Annotated in this window: 15 protein-coding genes; all 15 read left to right on the top strand. The window is 50.3% G+C overall.

Annotated features, from left to right (window positions below; translation table 11 throughout):
- Positions 1-32 precede the first annotated feature (32 nt).
- The 15 genes from metH (at position 33) to E6C60_RS10165 (ending at position 17,892) form a co-directional block, all read left to right on the top strand.
- Positions 33-3,473: a methionine synthase gene (gene metH, locus E6C60_RS10095; RefSeq protein ID WP_138225743.1), complete on the top strand. Its 3,441-nt coding sequence runs from the start codon at positions 33-35 to the stop codon at positions 3,471-3,473.
- A 93-nt stretch (positions 3,474-3,566) separates the two neighbouring features.
- Positions 3,567-4,496 (top strand): ribonuclease Z, encoded by a 930-nt coding sequence (gene rnz / locus E6C60_RS10100; RefSeq protein WP_138225744.1) that lies wholly within the window; start codon positions 3,567-3,569, stop codon positions 4,494-4,496.
- Between the two features lie 150 nt (positions 4,497-4,646).
- Positions 4,647-5,453, top strand: coding sequence for a TIGR01457 family HAD-type hydrolase (locus E6C60_RS10105; protein ID WP_138227729.1), 807 nt, complete (start codon positions 4,647-4,649; stop codon positions 5,451-5,453).
- 27 nt (positions 5,454-5,480) lie between these two features.
- A complete protein-coding gene (gene mutM, locus E6C60_RS10110; protein ID WP_138225745.1) occupies positions 5,481-6,293 on the top strand; it encodes a DNA-formamidopyrimidine glycosylase in 813 nt (270 codons plus the stop codon).
- Between the two features lie 6 nt (positions 6,294-6,299).
- On the top strand, positions 6,300-7,160 hold the full coding sequence (locus E6C60_RS10115; protein ID WP_138225746.1) for a deoxyribonuclease IV: 861 nt from the start codon (positions 6,300-6,302) through the stop codon (positions 7,158-7,160).
- A 13-nt stretch (positions 7,161-7,173) separates the two neighbouring features.
- The gene (locus tag E6C60_RS10120; RefSeq protein WP_138227730.1) at positions 7,174-7,512 is read left to right on the top strand and encodes a cyclic-phosphate processing receiver domain-containing protein; all 339 of its coding nucleotides are present in this window, start codon (positions 7,174-7,176) and stop codon (positions 7,510-7,512) included.
- Positions 7,509-7,859 carry a thioredoxin family protein gene (locus E6C60_RS10125; RefSeq protein ID WP_138225747.1) on the top strand — a complete coding sequence of 117 codons (351 nt, stop codon included), beginning with the start codon at positions 7,509-7,511 and terminating at the stop codon, positions 7,857-7,859. Before E6C60_RS10120 ends, E6C60_RS10125 begins: the two co-directional genes overlap by 4 nt.
- The gene (locus E6C60_RS10130) at positions 7,856-8,629 is read left to right on the top strand and encodes an ABC transporter ATP-binding protein (protein ID WP_138225748.1); all 774 of its coding nucleotides are present in this window, start codon (positions 7,856-7,858) and stop codon (positions 8,627-8,629) included. The genes E6C60_RS10125 and E6C60_RS10130 overlap by 4 nt, the downstream gene beginning before the upstream one ends.
- A gap of 50 nt (positions 8,630-8,679) precedes the next feature.
- Positions 8,680-9,705 (top strand): SAM-dependent methyltransferase, encoded by a 1,026-nt coding sequence (locus E6C60_RS10135; protein WP_138227731.1) that lies wholly within the window; start codon positions 8,680-8,682, stop codon positions 9,703-9,705.
- Positions 9,706-9,877: 172 nt separating this feature from the next.
- Positions 9,878-11,359 carry a serine/threonine-protein kinase gene (locus E6C60_RS10140; protein WP_233281194.1) on the top strand — a complete coding sequence of 494 codons (1,482 nt, stop codon included), beginning with the start codon at positions 9,878-9,880 and terminating at the stop codon, positions 11,357-11,359.
- 19 nt (positions 11,360-11,378) lie between these two features.
- Positions 11,379-12,467 (top strand): SAF domain-containing protein, encoded by a 1,089-nt coding sequence (locus E6C60_RS10145; protein ID WP_138225749.1) that lies wholly within the window; start codon positions 11,379-11,381, stop codon positions 12,465-12,467.
- 25 nt (positions 12,468-12,492) lie between these two features.
- Complete coding sequence (locus tag E6C60_RS10150; RefSeq protein ID WP_138225750.1) at positions 12,493-13,200, top strand: hypothetical protein; 708 nt, start codon at positions 12,493-12,495, stop codon at positions 13,198-13,200.
- A complete protein-coding gene (locus E6C60_RS10155; RefSeq protein WP_138225751.1) occupies positions 13,197-14,030 on the top strand; it encodes a hypothetical protein in 834 nt (277 codons plus the stop codon). Before E6C60_RS10150 ends, E6C60_RS10155 begins: the two co-directional genes overlap by 4 nt.
- The gene (locus E6C60_RS10160; protein WP_138225752.1) at positions 14,030-15,823 is read left to right on the top strand and encodes an ATPase, T2SS/T4P/T4SS family; all 1,794 of its coding nucleotides are present in this window, start codon (positions 14,030-14,032) and stop codon (positions 15,821-15,823) included. The genes E6C60_RS10155 and E6C60_RS10160 overlap by 1 nt, the downstream gene beginning before the upstream one ends.
- Positions 15,820-17,892, top strand: a complete 2,073-nt coding sequence (locus E6C60_RS10165; RefSeq protein ID WP_233281195.1) for a hypothetical protein — start codon at positions 15,820-15,822, stop codon at positions 17,890-17,892. The genes E6C60_RS10160 and E6C60_RS10165 overlap by 4 nt, the downstream gene beginning before the upstream one ends.
- Positions 17,893-17,912: the final 20 nt, after the last annotated feature.

The raw sequence follows: 17,912 nt of genomic DNA on the forward strand, positions 1-17,912 counted from the left end.
TAAGATTTAACGTTTTACGGGGAGGGGTAGCTTTGAGTAAGCCAAGTTTACAAGATATGCTAAAAGAACGAATATTAATCCTCGATGGTGCAATGGGCACCATGATTCAGCAGGAGGACCTCTCTCCAGAGGATTTTGGTGGAGAAGAACTGGATGGCTGTAACGAAATGCTGGTGCTTGAGCGGCCGGACGTGATTCAATATATACATGAAAAATACCTCGAGGCGGGTGCAGATCTAATCGAGACCAATACCTTTGGCGCGACATCCGTGGTATTGGCCGAATACGATATCCCGCATTTAGCCAAAGAAATCAATTTGGAGGCTGCTCGCTTAGCGCGTGCTGCTGTAGATAAATATTCGACACCAGAGCGCCCGCGTTACGTAATCGGGGCCCTAGGACCCACGACGAAGACGCTGTCGGTGACCGGAGGCGTGACGTTTGCCGAGCTGATTGAGAGCTACGAAGAGCAGGTTGTAGCTCTCATTGAGGGCGGGGTTGACGCGCTGCTGCTGGAAACATCGCAGGATACGCTGAATGTTAAGGCGGGTACGATTGGCATTCGTCAGGCTTTTGAGTCATGTGGCGTTCAGCTGCCAATTATGATATCAGGTACGATTGAGCCAATGGGAACCACACTCGCCGGTCAGAATATTGAGGCCTTCTGCATTTCATTAGAGCATATACAGCCGATTTCCATCGGGCTCAACTGTGCTACGGGTCCGGAGTTTATGAGAGACCACATTCGTTCGCTGTCAGATATGTCGAGTGCGGCGATTAGCTGCTATCCAAACGCAGGACTGCCAGATGAGAATGGTCACTATCATGAGTCTCCGGAATCCTTGGCGCAAAAAATGGGTGCTTTTGCCGAAAAAGGCTGGCTGAACATTGCCGGAGGGTGCTGCGGAACGACACCGGAGCATATCCGGGCATTAAGTGAGGTAATGAGCCGCTATGCACCGCGCCCGCTGTCAGGCAGCCATCTGCCCGCGCTTTCCGGAATTGATCCCGTCTACATTGAACAGGATAACCGTCCATATATGGTCGGCGAGCGGACGAATGTGCTCGGCTCGCGGAAGTTCAAGCGTCTTATTGTAGAAGGCAAGTATGAAGAGGCCTCGGAAATAGCCAGGGCGCAGGTCAAGAACGGTGCACATATTATTGATGTCTGCGTTCAGGACCCCGATCGGGAGGAGAAGGCCGATATGATCGCGTTCCTGGAGCTTGTCGTCAAAAAGGTCAAGGTGCCCTTGATGATTGACACAACCGATCCGGAAGTGATTGATCTGGCCTTGAGCTACTCCCAGGGGAAAGCGATTATTAACTCCATTAACCTTGAGGATGGCGAAGAAAAGTTTGAGCATGTAACTCCATTGATTCATAAGTACGGTGCTGCGGTGGTCGTGGGTACCATTGACGAGAGCGGCCAGGCCATACACCGGGAGGATAAATTAAACGTTGCAAAGCGCTCCTATGAGCTCTTGGTTCATAAATACGGAATCAAGCCGGAGGATATTATTTTTGACACGCTGGTGTTCCCGGTAGGTACCGGGGATGAGCAGTATATTGGCTCGGCCAAAGAAACGATTGAAGGAATTCGTCTCATTAAAGAGGCAATGCCGGAGTGCCATACGATTCTGGGGATTAGTAATGTTTCGTTTGGCTTGCCGGAGGCGGGCAGAGAGGTGCTGAACTCGGTATTCTTATATGAATGCACGAAGGCGGGCCTCGATTATGCCATCGTCAATACCGAGAAGCTGGAGCGTTATGCTTCTATCTCCGATGAGGAGAAGCGCCTTGCGGAGGATCTGATCTACCGGACCAATGATGATACCCTTTCCGCTTTTGTAGCCGCATTCCGGAATAAGAAGGTTGAGAAGAAGGAAAAGATCTCGAACCTTTCTCTAGAAGAGCGTCTAGCATCTTACGTGGTTGAAGGCTCCAAGGAAGGCTTGATCCCGGATCTGAATGAAGCCCTCAAAAAAAGCTCACCGCTGCAAATTATCAATGGTCCCCTGATGGAAGGGATGTCCGAGGTTGGGAGACTGTTTAATAATAACGAGCTGATCGTTGCCGAGGTGCTGCAGAGTGCGGAAGTCATGAAGGCTTCAGTAGCTTATCTGGAACCATTTATGGAGAAAAACGAATCGTCAGTTAAGGGGAAAATCATGCTCGCCACAGTCAAGGGTGATGTGCATGATATTGGAAAAAATCTGGTAGAAATCATCCTTGCGAACAATGGTTACCATATTGTTAACTTGGGTATAAAAGTACCACCGGAGCAGATCATTGAAGCGTATCGCAGAGAACAGCCCGATGCAATCGGGTTATCCGGTCTGCTGGTGAAGTCGGCCCAACAGATGGTTCTGACGGCACAGGATTTAAAAACGGCGGGCATCAGCGTTCCGATCATGGTGGGCGGAGCAGCGTTAACACGCAAATTTACCCGGACGCGGATTCGTCCCGAGTACGAAGGTATGGTGTTATATGCCAAGGATGCGATGGACGGCCTTGATCTTGCCAACAAGCTGAGTGATCCGGTTAACCGTTCCAGCCTGCAGCTGCAGCTTGAACAGGAGCGCGAGGAGGATGCACAGGTCCAAACTGTAATTAAGGTAATGCCAGAGCCGGTGCGGATTAAGCGTTCTGAGGTTTCTACGGAAGCGCCGGTATACATGCCGCCGGATTTGGATCGTCATATTATTCGTAACTACCCGATTTCTCATATTCTTCCTTATGTAAACATGCAGATGCTGTTAGGTCATCACCTCGGCCTGCGGGGATCGGTAGAGCAGCTCTTGGCAGCACAGGATCCCAAAGCAGTTTCATTAAAGGAGACGGTAGACAGCATTTTTGACGAAGCGATTCGCAACGGGATTATTCAAGCACACGCTATGTACCGCTTCTTCCCGGCGCAGTCGGAGGGCAATGATATTCTCATCTATGATCCAGCGGACTCCAAAACGGTGCTTCATCGTTTTAGCTTCCCAAGGCAGCAGGTTGAGCCTTATCTGTGTTTGTCTGACTTCTTGAAGTCTACAGACAGCGGAATTATGGATTATGTCGGCTTTCTCGTCGTTACGGCCGGGCATGGGGTTAACAAGCTGTCTACGGAGTGGAAGGACAAAGGCGATTATTTGAGATCTCATGCGCTCCAGGCAGTTGCTCTGGAAACCGCAGAGGGACTGGCGGAACGTGTCCATCATATGATGCGGGATTCCTGGGGCTTCCCGGATCCGGAGGATATGACCATGAAGCGTCGACTGGGTGCTCGTTATCAAGGTATTCGCGTCTCCTTTGGATATCCGGCATGTCCGGATCTGGAGGATCAGGGACCGCTGTTCCAGCTATTGAAGCCGGAAGACATTGGTGTGGAATTGACGGAAGGCTTTATGATGGAGCCGGAAGCTTCGGTATCGGCCATGGTGTTTAGTCACCCTGAGGCTAAATATTTTAATGTGGATAAAGCTTAACATCATATGCGGTGTACAGCCGCTGGAAATCCTCCGAGTATTCGGAGGATTTCTACGGTTTACATCCCTGCATAAATAGAAGGGAGAAACGACATGGAGCTCTATTTTCTAGGGACGAACGCAGGGGTTCCTTCCTTGCAGCGTAACGTCACCTCAGTTGCCTTAAGACTGCTGGAAGAACGCGGGACCATCTGGCTGTTTGATTGCGGCGAAGGAACGCAGCATCAGATTCTCCGCTCTCCGCTGAAGCTGAGCAAGCTGGAATATATTTTTGTTACACATATGCATGGTGACCATATTTTTGGCTTGCCCGGCCTGCTATCGAGCCGTGGAGCGCAGGGAGCAGCCACCAAGGTGACTGTATTCGGACCTGTAGGAATACAGTCGTTTCTTCAAACAGCGCTGACGCTTAGTCAATCAAGAGTGAATTATCCGCTCGACATTGTGGAGCATGATGGAGGCGTATTACTCGAAGACGGTACCTTCAAGGTCGAGGCCGCCAGATTAGAGCATCGGGTAGACAGCTATGGCTACCGGATCACCGAGAAGGACCGCCCCGGCAGTCTCGATTTGGATCAGCTGCAGGCGCTTGGCCTAAAGCCCGGCCCGTTATACGGTCGTCTAAAGCGCGGGGAAAGCGTTGAGCTCCGCGAAGGGGAGATGCTGCATCCGTCTCAGGTGCTTCTGGCTCCCAAGAAGGGACGGATCGTAACGATTCTGGGGGACACTAGACCCTGCGAGAATGTGGTGCCGCTCGCCCAAGATGCCGATGTGTTGCTGCACGAGGCAACCTTCATGCATGAGCTTGCGGATACCGCGGCTGAATATTTTCACAGCACCTCGACGCAAGCCGCAGAGGCTGCGCTCCAAGCTAACGCGCGTCAGCTTCTGCTGACTCATTTCAGCTCCAGATACAAGGATGTAGAGCATCTACAGCCGCTGCTGGAGGAAGCCAAGGCGGTGTTTCCTGACACCAAGCTGGCGGAAGACTTTGCTTTATTTCCTGTCACTCGCAGGGAATAAGAAAATTATTTTCCGGGAAAGCGCAGGAAATGACAAGGGAATACATTCGATGTAGACTGTTGTCAATTGTAAGTCTGTTAGACCTGAAGCAGACATTATGATCGTTAACCTTATAAATATTTAATGGGATGAAGGAAGGGTGTGATCGTGATGAGCATACACACAACAGGGATCTTGATTGATTTGGACGGAACCTTGTATCACGGTAAGCGCCGCATTCCCGGAGCGGATCAATTCGTATCCCGGCTGAGGGAGCGTCAGCTGCCATTCCTGTTTGTGACGAACAATTCTTCACGAACTCCGGAGCAGGTTGCAGACCACCTGAAGGAAATGGGGATTGATGCTGCAGCGGATGAGGTGTGTACTTCATCTCTTGCCGCGGCGAGTTATATTTCCCGTGAATTACCGGGCGCAAAAGTGGCGATTCTGGGAGAAGAGGGACTTCACGCGGCTATCGAACAGGCTGGCCTGCAGGTTACAGAAGATCAGCCGGATTATTGTGTTCAAGGTATATACCGTTCTCTCAGCTATGATTCGCTGGCCCGTGCAGTCCAGTGGATTCACGGCGGTGCAGTATCCGTGCTGACTAATCCGGACCTGCTCCTGCCTTCGGACGATGGCCTGTCTCCTGGCGCCGGTTCACTGGGTGCAGCCATCGAAGCCGCTTCGGGCGTCAAGCCTATTGTCATTGGCAAGCCTTCGTCGATTCTGATGAACTATGCGGCTGACCGCCTGGGCATTTCACCAAGACAGGCTGTTGTGGTTGGTGATAATATGAGGACCGATATTGCGGCAGGGGCTCAGGCAGGCTGCAAGACCATACTCGTCATGACGGGAATTACGACACCGTATAATATCGAGGAGCACCGTACATCTGCAGGCGTGTCGCCAGACTACATTTGCGAAACGCTATCGCAGGCTGCCGACTTATTATGCAGCGGGGAGCTATTTACATAAAGCTGGAATGGAAAGGGAAGATGCATCATGCCGGAGCTTCCGGAAATGGAGAACTATCGCAGGCTGCTGTCAGAAGTAATCTTGAATACCCCAATTACGGATGTAACCGTTCAGCGGGAGAAATCCATTAACATGGCACCTGAGCTGTTTGCCAGTACTTTAAAAGGCTCACGCTTCATTTTTATTGAACGCAGAGGCAAATACCTCATCTTCCACTTAAGCGACGGCAAACGGCTGCTGCTGCATCTGATGCTTGGAGGATTGCTGTACTTGGGACATGGACATGAAGACAAGCCGTCCCGAAATACACAAATTGAAATTTCATTCGGGTCTGCTACGCTATACTTTATCGGATTGAGACTCGGCTATTTGCATCTGCTCTCTGCCAAAGAAAGTGATCTTGCACTGGAAGGTCTGGGCCCGGATCTGTTTAGCCGAAAGCTCACCCGGGAGCGCTTCACAGCGATTCTCCAGAGTCGCAGGGGAACCTTGAAAAGCTTGCTCGTCAATCAGCAGGCTATTGCCGGGATCGGTAACAGCTATGCGGATGAGATTGCATTTGCAGCGGGGTTGCATCCTTCAACCAAGGTTCAGCAATTGACTGAGTCCGAGATCTCCAGGCTTTATGATGCTGCAATGAGCGTATTAACTGACGCTCTGGAGGCTGGCGGTTATATGGAGCTGCCTCTATTTCAGGGAGATGAACGAACGGGCGGCTTTGACGAATCCTTCAGGATTTATGATCGCGAAGGACAGCCTTGCGTCAGATGTGGCAGCACAATTGTTAAGACAGAGCTGAGCGGTAGAAAAGTATTTTATTGTCCGGTTTGTCAGCCGTAAAGGGACATGAATTTCACACATACCACACCTAAAGTTGGCGGACACGTAAGCACTCAAGGCGGATATGCTGCCGCTGCTCGGCGAGCCTTGCAGATGGGCGGTGACGCCTTTCAATATTTCCCGAAGAACCCGCGCCGGCTGCACGTAAAAACCCCTGATTTTCACGACTGCCTGTCATGCAGAGCCTTTTGCGAGGAGCATGGACTTGTTTCTGTTGCGCACACGCCTTATCCTGTGAATATGGCTGCTGGTCTGTTAAAGGGAAAAGAGCATTACCGGCTGACTGTGGATTGTCTGATCAATGACTTGATCATTGCGGAAGCTTGCGGCTCCCTCGGAATCGTGGTGCATTTTGGTCACGGCAGCAGTCAGGATCAGCTTACTGCCTACCAGAATATGATTCGCTGCATGAATGAGGTGCTGCGTGAGTGGAACGGACAAGCCAAGCTGCTGATTGAGAACCAGGCGGGTGACCATGGCGATATGGGTATCACGCTTGAAGAATGCGTGAAGGTGAGAGAGCTGTCTTCGTCTCCGGACCAAATCGGCTTCTGTCTGGATACCTGTCATTGGTTTGCCTCCGGACAGTGGCAGGGGGAGAATACGGCTCAGCTTTTGAAGCGGGGCTCAGAGCTCGGGTATTGGGAGTCATTGGCTCTCGTTCATCTGAATGACTCCAAATACGGAGCCGGCTCCCGGAAGGATCGTCATGAGCGTGTGGGGCGCGGCAGGATTGGAAAAGAGTGTCTGCAAAGCTTGCTGCAGAGCAGGGAGCTGGCTGATAAAGTGTTTATTTTGGAAACGGAAAAAGGCGAGGACGGAACTCACCGGCAAGATATTGCCAAAGTGAGATCCTGGCTGAACTAAGGAGGGAATGACCATAATTCATGTATATTTGGATGATTGGCGTGCCTGTCCCCCAGGCTTTGCTCTCGCTAGAAACGGGGAAGAATGCCTAATGCTGCTGCGAGAGTGCAAGGTGGGTATTCTATCTCTCGATTATGAGCTGGGGCCGGATGTGATGAACGGCGGGGATGTGGCCGCGGCCATTGTACGGGAGCAGCTGTATCCGGAAGAAATTTTTCTTCACACTTCAAGTCCATCCGGACGCACGCGAATGTACGAGATGCTCTATCAGCACAAGCCTCTGGGCGTGAAGGTTCATCATGGTCCCATGCCGGCAGAGTATCTTAAGAATGCAGGGTATTCAGAAGCATGATTGCTATTTCAGAACGGGAGTTCAAGGAGCGTCTGGCCTGGCAGCAGCAGCTGCGGAAGCAGGGACGGAATGGGGTACAGCCGGTTATTGTCTTTTTACACACTCCGTTCTGTGGAACCTGCAAGGCTGCACGTAAAATGCTGGAGGTTGCAGAGGCGATGCTTCCGGACGGAATGCTGCTGGAGAGCGATGTGAATTTTCTGCCTGACCTGGTCCAGCAGCTACAAGTGCGAAGTGTGCCGGCCCTATTGGCCGTCACTGATCATGACGCAGAGCCTTACAAGATATTGTACCGGATGGGCTCGGTTCAGGATATTTTGAGTTTTGTCAGAGGAGTGATGAGATGATCTCATTGCAGCATATTCACTACAAAAGGGAAGACCGCCTGATCCTTAACGATATTTCCCTCGACATGAAGCCCGGGGAGCACTGGGTCATACTTGGCCGAAACGGCTGTGGAAAGACGACGCTGCTTGAAATGATTACAGGCTATTTTTTTCCCAGCTCTGGGCAGGTTGAGGTGCTCGGGAATCTGTATGGCCGATGTGATGTCAGAGAGGTTCGCAAGAGCATTGGTTATATCAGTCAGTCCTTGATGGAAAAGCTGTCTCTGCGTGATCCGGTATGGGAGGTTGTAGCCACGGGAGCGTATGCATTTCTTCGCTTTTATCAGCAGATTCCGGAGCAGGTGGAGAAACAGGCCCGTGAATTGCTTGATGATATGAATTTTGGTCATCTGGCTAATCATCCGCTCGGCACGTTGTCCCAAGGTGAACGTAAGAAGGTGATGCTGGCTCGTTCTCTGATGGCTGATCCTCAGCTGCTCATTATGGATGAGCCGTGTGCAGGGCTGGATCTGTATGAGCGTGAAAAAATGCTGCTTGAAATTGACCGGCTTCGTAAACGGAACGTAATGGTTGTCTATGTCACTCATCATATTGAAGAAATTGTTCCTCTGTTCACCCATGTTGCGTTAATGAAGGATGGACAGCTAGCAGGAGCTGGACGCAAAGAAGAGGTATTAAATAAAGAACTTATAAAAGCTGCTTATGATATTGATGCCGAGCTGGAATGGGACAGCGGGCGTCCGTGGATTAAAGTGAAATCTGGAGGGTAACCCCATTGCGAGACATTGAGCATGAAATTAGGAATGAACAAGCCGGTCACATGAAGCAGGTGAAGCTGGTATGTACAGCCAACCATGGCTTTGCACCTTATGCCCAGGAGGAGATTCGCCGCTTGTTCGGCAAGCTGAAAAGCACTGTGCTAATTCCGGGAGAAGTATTCATCGTTACCCTGGAAGCCGAAAGTATCGAGCAGGTGATCCGCAAAATTAAAGAAGCGTCGCTGATTTTTTTGCGGCATCTATTTCCTGTCCATCTTGAAATGAAGGCTGAAGACGCTGAAGCTGCTGCCAGAGAACTGGAGCGTTATGCACTTGGCCGGGAGGAGCTGGGCGAGAGCCGTGTAGCTCTTCAAATACGAAAAACAGCAGATAGCAGCTGGAAGGAGCATCCTTCTGCTCTTAGAGACAGGCTGCAGCAGTCGATGACTCCCCTTGCTTCAGCGTTTGCAGTTCAGCATTCGGAGTGGATTCTGTCCGTATTTGCGGCAGCTGATCATTGGTATGCAGGCGTCGCTAGACCCGAAGATCAATTGTCGGATTGGAACGGTGGGGCGATTCGATTCCAGCGGGAGGAGGGTCAAATCTCCAGAGCCAAATTCAAGCTGCTAGAAGCAGAGCATCAATTCTCGATTCCGTTTGACTCCTTCCACAATGCGCTGGATATCGGGGCAGCCCCCGGCGGCTGGACCTCGTTCCTGCTGGAGCGCGGGCTGCGAGTTACGGCAGTGGACCCTGCTCAAATGCATGACTCTTTAAAGGGACATCCGCAGCTCCGAATTCTGAACAAGAACGCTTCAGATGTGAAATTTAAAGAGCATGAGTTCGATATGCTTGTGTGTGATATGAGCTGGAGTCCCAAGCAAATGGCTAGGCTCGTGACGGACCTGCTCTATAGTCTGACTCCCGGCGGAACAGCTATTGTGACGGTGAAGCTGCTGACCAAGAAGCCAATGGCGCTGGTTACTGAAATGCTGAATTGGTTCGAGGATGCTCATATGCAGGTCCAGGGAGCCAAACAGCTGTTTCACAATCGCGATGAGATTACGCTGTATATGATTAAATACTAAATAAAAAAAACTCTTTACAAAGTTCGGCCTGGCAAGCTATAATGATTCCAAAATTAACCAATAGATCGGGAAAGCATCCTGCTCTGTTCACTGCGTTACTGCAGAGAACAGTCGGGGTGCTTTTTTTTTGTAATGTCGTAATCATGTCAGGAAATTAGGAAGGGCGAGAAGAATGCTGAAACAGCCAAGTAAGCTGAGTCCAGGCTCTGTGCTGGGTGAACGATACGAAATACTGACCCGGATTGGTGAAGGCGGTATGGGCTATGTGTATCTAGCGGATGATGCCAAGCTGCCAGGGAAGCAATGGGCGGTGAAGGAAAGCCTGCATGCAGAAGGGCAGGCAGGACATGTGCAGGCTGAGGCCGATGTGTTAATTGGACTTAATCACCCCATGCTGCCTGGGATCATAGATTTTTTCAAACCGGATCCAGATGGATATGCCTACTTGATTATGGATTATATCCATGGACAAACACTGGAGCAGTTTATTAGGGGTGAGGGTGGTCAAGTCAGCAACAGCTTTATCTTTGCAGCTGCAAATCAACTGCTGGAGGTGCTGGGTTACCTGCACCAGCAGACGCCGGCTATCATCTACCGCGACCTGAAGCCATCGAATATTATGCTGACTCCGGACCATCTAATCAGACTTGTCGATTTCGGGATTGCCAGGAGCTACAAAGGCCTTCAAGGCGAGGATACCGTCAAGCTAGGAACGATCGGATTTGCGGCTCCCGAGCAATATGGCGGAGGGGAAAGTGATGAGAGATCGGATTTGTACGGTCTGGGCGCGCTGCTGCTTTACATGCTTACTAATGGGCGGGCGAGTGAATGGAGACCTGGAATCAAATCTTTTATCCGGGAAGGTGCACCCCCAGAGATGGTCTCCATGGTTCGCCGGCTATTAGAGCAACAGCCGCAGGATCGCTACCAGTCTGCTGCAGAGGTGCTTCGAGTTCTGAGGGAAAGCCAGCACTCCGGGGGAGGCGGCTCCTCTTCCGGCCGTTTCTCTTCATTCTCCGGGAGCCTGGTGACTGCTGTACTGGGTGCTGCTCCCGGGATCGGAGTGACACACTGCTGCATTATGATGGCACATTATTTGGCGAAGAGCTTCAAGCGGGTAGCAATTGTAGAAATGGGACTCAAATCAACAGCGTTTAAGCAAATTCAAGAAATTGCAGTGGATGCATCCAGGCAGCACGAACGCAAGTTTGTCATTCAAGGTATCGATTACTGGAGGCAGGCGGCAAGAAGTGACATCATTTCACTTCTTGCAGGGAGCTATGATGCCGTTGTGCTCGATCTTGGAGCTTACCGTGACAGCGATAGGCTGGAGGAATTTTTCCGGGCGCAGATTCCGGTTGTGGTCTGTCCCTCAGCAGAATGGCGCTGGAAGGATGTGCAGGCTGTAACTCAAGCGTTGTCTCGCTACAGCCAGCCCGGAAGGGTCTATGCGCTTCCTTGTTCAGATGAAGGTGAAGCAGAGAGAATGAGCAGAAAGCTCGGAGGAAGCCAGGTCGTACCTCTGCCATTGTTGAAGGACCCTTTTCAATATACAGACACTACCCGTCAGGCTATGGATCAAATCTATGCTGCGGTTATTCCTGCAGGGACCAGAAGGCCGTGGTTCTCATTTGCAAAACGATGGATGCATTAGAAGGAGGTAGATTCAGCACATGCCAATATTAACTGCCCGAAACCGAAGACTGCTGCTAGCGGGGCTGACTGGCGCCGGGGTTACTGCTTTTTTCGCTGCGGGAGGCTTATATTTTGCGCAAGATCATTTCCAAAGCCAGTATCGTGAGGAGAAGCAGCAATATTTAGATCAGATTGAGGAACTGCAAGTTTCGGCTTCGGCCGGCGGACAAGGCATGAAGACCTTGTGGGTGCCGGATCAGGATGTTCCTGCAGGAGAGCTGCTAAGTATGAAGAAGATGAAGCAGGTTCAGGTTCCGGCTGAAATGCTGCCTGAAAATGTGCCGGCGTCCCTGGAGGAGCTTCAGGGAAAAGGAGCCAAGATCGAGCTTCGGAAAGGAACACCCATCACGCTGTCTATGCTGTTTGATCAGGAGATGACACCCGATGATCTCCGGCACCGGGAGCTGAAATCGGTGTGGCTGCCCAGCAACCTCAAGCTGCAGGATCAGATAGACATTCGTATTCAATTTCCGACGGGACAGGATTTTATCGTTCTTGCCAAGAAAAAAGTGGATCGCTTGGCTGCGCCTGCTTTTTGGACGACGTTGAATGAAGAAGAGATCTTACTGCTATCCAGTGCGATGGTGGATGCCTATCTGAATGGTGCCTCGCTGTACGCTCTGACCTACGTTGAGCCTGGAATTCAGGATCGGGCCATTCCCAATTACCCGCCTAACGTAAAAGTGAATTCTCTCATTAGAAGTGACCCTAACATTATTAGGGCAGCGGAGAGAGCTTTAGAAGTCTCTATAAGGCAGGCTCTGGAGAAGGATCTGGCACAGCTGAATACAGGTGACAGCCCGAGCAGCTACGGCAGTAGTTTTGGCAGCAGCTCTAGTATCAGAAATGACAGCGGTAGCAGCGGGACTCAGGATTTTGCTACCTGGATTCCGGCGGGTGGACCGTCGCAGCCTGATTTAGGAACGGGTACCCTGCCGAGTAATGAGTTCATGCAGGAGCGTGCAGATCAGGAAACTGAGTCTAGTCGTATACTGGGAGCCCCTCATGCAGGGCAAGCCTCCGGTTCTACGGAGAAGGAAGCTGATCTGATATTTTCAGCTCCATAAATGAAGCTAAGGAGGACTTATTGTTGTGAAAACATGGATATTTGCAGGTGTGAGTGAAAAAAACGATTTTCTGCTCTATATGGCTAAAGTGCTTAGCTGCAGCGGTTATCGGGTGCTCCTGGTAGATGGGACTTTACAACACAATTATGCCCATCACATTGGGGCGGCAGGGCAAGATCAAGGCATTTATGAATTTAGCGGCTTTGATGTTGCGTGTTACTTCCGGCACGGGGAGGATCTGATGACTTGGCTGAACCACTCGGAGGAAGAAGCATATGATTATTGGCTATGGGATGTTGGAAGTTTAGATTATATTCTAGATCATCGTTGGAAGGAGGCGGACGCATGCGTATGGTGCAGCAGCTTCAGCCTTACCAATCTGTTGAGCGATCAACGGTGGCTGAACGAGCTCTCAAGAAGCAGCGCATGGAGCAGCGAAATCGCCTTTCACCAGCTGTATTTAAACGTTATCGAAGATAGAACTGCAGATTCCTATATTACAAGCATTATGAGCCAGGTGTCAGTGCACTGGCTGGCTGATCCAATCCGCATTCCCTGGGATGAGACCGCAGCAGCACTAAAAATTGATAACGAGCACACCTCCCGGCTGCGAATCAAGCCGCTAAGCCGCAGATACAAGCGGGCATTAGCTCAATTTATTCAAAGATTGAGCGATATGGAGGATCACCATATTCATAAAGCATTCAAGCAGGCGGGAAGGAGAAGAGCATGAGCTTGATTACCGTTTGGAGTCCGTTGCCAAGTGGCAGCGGGAGTACGATCCTGGCTGCTTGCCTGCCGGCGATGCTCTGTACAGCCTATCCATCCAGCTGCTTGCTGCTGCATGGTGGTGCTTTAGGTGACAGGGTTGAAGCAGGCTTGCTGCCATTTAATAAGCTAGAGGGCTTTAGGACTGAAGAAGAGGACTCAGGTATGAGGGCACTTCAGCGAATGTACCTAAGCGGCCGACTGGATTCACGGAACATTAAGGATTACACCGCCTCATTAATACCGGGCAAGCTGGATCTGATCAGGGGCGATCAGGATGGGGAATCGGGCTCTTACGGAGCGATTCAATTATTGCAATACAGCGGCATCCTTACAGCGGCGCTGGGTGGTTATGATGTTGTCATAGCCGATGCTGGTAATGGCTTGCCGAATGCTTTAGACATGGAGCTTATATCAAGATCTGATTTGTTAATTATTGGACTGAACCAAAACCTTCATGCGATCGATCAGTGCTTTAGAGATCAGCTTCCGGCAATGGTTGAGCATGTCAAACAGTATTGTTTCGTTACAGGTAAATACGATGCTTCAAGTCACGCCTCATTGCTAAATATGAAGCGCAGGTATGGAGTGAAATCGTGGGCTGGCACCATACCCTACTGTACGGAAATACAGGATGCCTGGAATTCTAGAAACCTGCTAGCAGCGATGCTTCGGAGTGGTGGTGTGATGCGGAGAAGCCGTACACCATTCGGAGAAGCTGTGACAGTCATAGCTGCACATGTCGCTAAACAGCTGGGTCTGCCGGGTGCCGCCGCAGAAGGGAAGGGTGCTTGATGCATGGGGAGTGGTTACGAAACGCTCTGGCGATGGCGGCGGTCATTGTGCTGCTCTTGATTTACATGTTCATTCGTGTTTCTTCCAAAACATTCAAGAGCCGTACACCTGAACAGGGGGCCGCCACATATACGCTGGATTCATTGACGGATGGAGTGAAAGAGCAGCTTCATCAGCTGACTCATGGACAGCTGGCAGACCTGGGACTCCACGATGTAGAGTACCGTAAAAGGCTGAATAAGCAAAATGAGCTCAAAAGGGCGCTGAAAGGCTGCGTAACCGGTGATATTTCTGACAAGCAGTATGTTAAATCTTTTATCCGTGAGCTGTTAAGAACCAAACTGCGCCTGGACGAGCAGGCTATGAACTTGATCATTCCATTCGATCATCACAAACAGCTAACCTCAGCAGATAAATTCGATATTATCCTTTTTCTATTCAAGCAAGAGCATCAGGATGACGCACTTTCCAGATTGCTGGAGAAATATGAATTAGCAGTCCCGAGAGTGCTGGAGGGTTATGGGGAGGACCCTGTCTACGCAGTCAATGCTGCAGATATTGATTTGATTTACGAGCATGAAATACGAATGCTGACGGCAGGTGAGAAGCTGGATCTCATTGTACAGCGGTTATATCAGCATTACAAAGGCTTTTCGGTCATTGATGAGCTTCGAGAGCAGCGTATTGATGGAATCAGTGGAGGTGTAAGCGGTGTAGTCGGCAGACTGCTGCAGAGTCCGATTCAGGATTCTTATCGTTTGGATGAGATCCCGATGTCCACGGAGCGGGAGAGTATCTGGCTGTTCTACAAAGGTGTGTCTATCCATTTAAGCTTTCTGTCTTTTGACCAGCCTAATGAGCTGCGCCGGGTATGTCAGAACATTTATAAATTCAACCATCCCGGTCAGCTAACCGAGGCAGTAGGCTACAAAGTCAATGAAATGAAGGACGGCTCCAGAGTCGTTGTCGTTCGTCCACCTTTCTCAGAGGGCTGGGCTTTCTTCGTACGGAAGTTTGATGTCCAGAAGGCTACGCTTGCGCAATTGATTCAGGGTGATAATGCGGAGATGGCGGTAAAGCTGCTAGCGTTTCTAATGAAGGGCAGCCGAATCACAGCGGTCACCGGATCGCAGGGCTCTGGTAAAACAACATTGCTCATGGCTATGATTCAGCATATTTACGCGACCTATCCCATTCGGGTGCAGGAGATGTCCTTTGAGCTACAGCTGCGAAAGCTGTACAGCCGGCGAAATATCTTGAGCTTCCGGGAGACAGCTCATATCTCAGGACAGCAGGGCCTGGACTTGCAGAAAAAGACAGATGGCACAGTCAACATTCTCGGGGAGGTTGCCAGCGATGAGGTTGCAGCATGGATGATTCAGATGTCACAGGTAGCGAGTTTGTTTACCGTGTTCACTCATCATGCCAAGACATTCCCTGATTTGATCTTATCGCTGCGCAATTCCCTGCTAAAGTGCGGCATATTCCAGCAGGAGCAGCTGGCGGAGGAGCAGGTGGTTCAGGTGGTTCACTTTGACGTTCATCTGAAGCGCACCCATGATGGCCGTCGGTTTATTGAACGGGTGACAGAATGTCTTCCCGGTGAGCCGGACACCCACGGCATAGTAAAAGCAGGGTCATCCCGTAATGTGCTGGAGTATCGCGATGGAGCCTATCACGCGGTGAATCCGCTGTCGCGGCGCTCTATTCAGGATATGGAGCAGCAAATGCAGCCACAGGATCTTGAGGCGTTCAGGGCTTTTGTGCTGAATGCATGGGGGGAATCCGCTTGAGCCAGCAGCTGCTAATCGGCATTTTGGTATGCTCTCTTGTCATCTGCGTTATTCTGACGATAGCTTCTGTCCGTATTCAGCGCCGCTATGAGGTGCTATATGGCATGAACAGCAAGACGTTGGGCCCGGGCGGCTCTCTGAAGGATGTTAGGCTCAAGCTGAAGCAATGGCTGCAATCCTTGTATCTTGCTGCGATCAACATCCCTGGGATCTCTAACTATGTAAGAAGGATCCGAAGAAAGATCAAGCTGCTTCATCCGTATGACGAGGTTGCTTTAAGATACGAGACGATGAAGCTTATTCTACTTGTCATTACGGCGTCTACTCTCTCCGGAGCCTTACTGTTCATGCATAATCCCGGTCCGGTCTTTATCATAACTTCAGTGCTGGCTGCGGTCATTATCCATCATTTAATGATTGATTTATTTCTCCACCGCCTGGAGCTGAAGCTGATGCATCAAACGGTAGAGCTGTTCTCCTCAGTCAGGCATCATTACCAGCAGCACGGTATGGTGGAAGAAGCGATCTACGAAGCAGCAACGACTTCAGGTCATGAAATTTCTATCCATGGACACCGCATACATCAGGCATTAATTTCCCGGGATGCAGAGGAAGAGCTCAATCATATATACAATACCTCACCGAATCGGTATATTCAGGCTTTCGCGGGTATTTCGCATTTAGTGCTTGAGCTTGGAGATCACGAGGATAAGAGCCATTCCGTATTTTTGAAGGGATTAAGCAGCCTGACTAAAGAGCTGCATCTAGATATTTTAAAAAGACAACGCCTTGATTACCTGCTGAAAGGCCTGCATGCTATTGCGCTGGTTCCGGTATTTTTCACCTCTCCCATTGAGCAATGGGCTCGAGCCAGCTTTCCGGCTATGGATGTCTTTTATATGAGCAAGCTCGGTATTCTGACCAAGCTATCCGTATACGTTGTTATTTTAGCTGCCTATATTCTGCTTCAAAAATTGTACTTGAATGATGAAGAAGAGGTTAAAGTCGGGTTTCGAAAAAAAAATTGGGGTGCCAGCCTGCTCCGAAATGTGATCATTTACCGTATAGTGATCGCCTTGCTCCCTTCTCCCGGAACACCTAAATATGAACAGCGAACTGGGCTCTTAAAAGACAGCAGCCGCCGTATTCATTTGGAAGTGTTCTATTTAAGGCGGCTTCTCTTAGCTCTGGGAATAACCTCAAGTATGCTGGTCATATTTATATCTCTTCATCTATTTGCAAAGCATCAGCTTCTCCATGGTCAGTCTGTAGAGGCAGGCTGGTTCGGACGGGGGAATCCGGAGGTCACTCTTTCCGGGAACACCATCAGAGTCAGTGATTCAGAAATTATGGCCGCCATGCTAGGTAACGACAAAGTGGAGGCAGACCAGCTCATTGACTGGATTTCTAAGGCGTCAGAAGGACGATGGAGCAAAGACCAGCTGCGAGAGACCGCAATGAGAGTACAGGATAAGCTGAATCGGTATCAGCATGAATATTTGAAATGGTGGGAGGTTCTTCTTGCTGCCGCCGCAGGCTACGCCGGTGCTTATTTTCCGCTAGGGCTGCTCTACTTTCATCGTAAGGTTCGAAGAATGGAGATGAAGCACGAGGTGTATCAGCTATACACCGTCATATCAGTGCTCAGGGATATGAAGCGGATTTCGGTCGAGGAATTGCTGGAGTGGCTCAGCCGGTTCAGCGTGATTTTCAAAATTCCAATCCAAAAGGCCGTGCTGCATTACGAGCATGGTGCCGAGCTTGCGCTGCATGAGCTGAGGGACGAAGTATGGTTTGCTGATTTTCGCCGGCTGGTGGACAAGCTGCTGCTCGCCGAAGAGAAGGTGTCGATCTCTGAAGCTTTTGATGACCTGGACGGGGAAATGAGCTTTATGTTTGAGCAGCGCCGACAAGAGTATGAGGTCATGATCGAAACCAAGGCAGCGTGGGGCCGGATGATCGGCTTTGCACCGATGTATGCATTAGTGTTTCTTTATCTGGTTATCCCTTTGATCGGGATGAGCTTTGCCCAGATGAATGATTATTACGAACAAATTCAAAACATTTAAATGTTGAGAGGACGATACCT

The sequence above is a fragment of the Paenibacillus algicola genome (assembly GCF_005577435.1).
Classification (GTDB): Bacteria; Bacillota; Bacilli; order Paenibacillales; family Paenibacillaceae; genus Paenibacillus_AQ; species Paenibacillus_AQ algicola.

Excerpts from the sequence above, each read along its gene's own strand:
- rnz (WP_138225744.1), top strand. The coding sequence starts at position 3,567 with ATGGAGCTCTATTTTCTAGGGACGAACGCAGGGGTTCCTTCCTTGCAG.
- E6C60_RS10105 (WP_138227729.1), top strand. The coding sequence starts at position 4,647 with ATGAGCATACACACAACAGGGATCTTGATTGATTTGGACGGAACCTTG.
- mutM (WP_138225745.1), top strand. The coding sequence starts at position 5,481 with ATGCCGGAGCTTCCGGAAATGGAGAACTATCGCAGGCTGCTGTCAGAA.
- E6C60_RS10115 (WP_138225746.1), top strand. The coding sequence starts at position 6,300 with ATGAATTTCACACATACCACACCTAAAGTTGGCGGACACGTAAGCACT.
- E6C60_RS10125 (WP_138225747.1), top strand. The coding sequence starts at position 7,509 with ATGATTGCTATTTCAGAACGGGAGTTCAAGGAGCGTCTGGCCTGGCAG.
- E6C60_RS10130 (WP_138225748.1), top strand. The coding sequence starts at position 7,856 with ATGATCTCATTGCAGCATATTCACTACAAAAGGGAAGACCGCCTGATC.
- E6C60_RS10135 (WP_138227731.1), top strand. The coding sequence starts at position 8,680 with ATGAAGCAGGTGAAGCTGGTATGTACAGCCAACCATGGCTTTGCACCT.
- E6C60_RS10140 (WP_233281194.1), top strand. The coding sequence starts at position 9,878 with ATGCTGAAACAGCCAAGTAAGCTGAGTCCAGGCTCTGTGCTGGGTGAA.
- E6C60_RS10145 (WP_138225749.1), top strand. The coding sequence starts at position 11,379 with ATGCCAATATTAACTGCCCGAAACCGAAGACTGCTGCTAGCGGGGCTG.
- E6C60_RS10155 (WP_138225751.1), top strand. The coding sequence starts at position 13,197 with ATGAGCTTGATTACCGTTTGGAGTCCGTTGCCAAGTGGCAGCGGGAGT.
- E6C60_RS10160 (WP_138225752.1), top strand. The coding sequence starts at position 14,030 with ATGCATGGGGAGTGGTTACGAAACGCTCTGGCGATGGCGGCGGTCATT.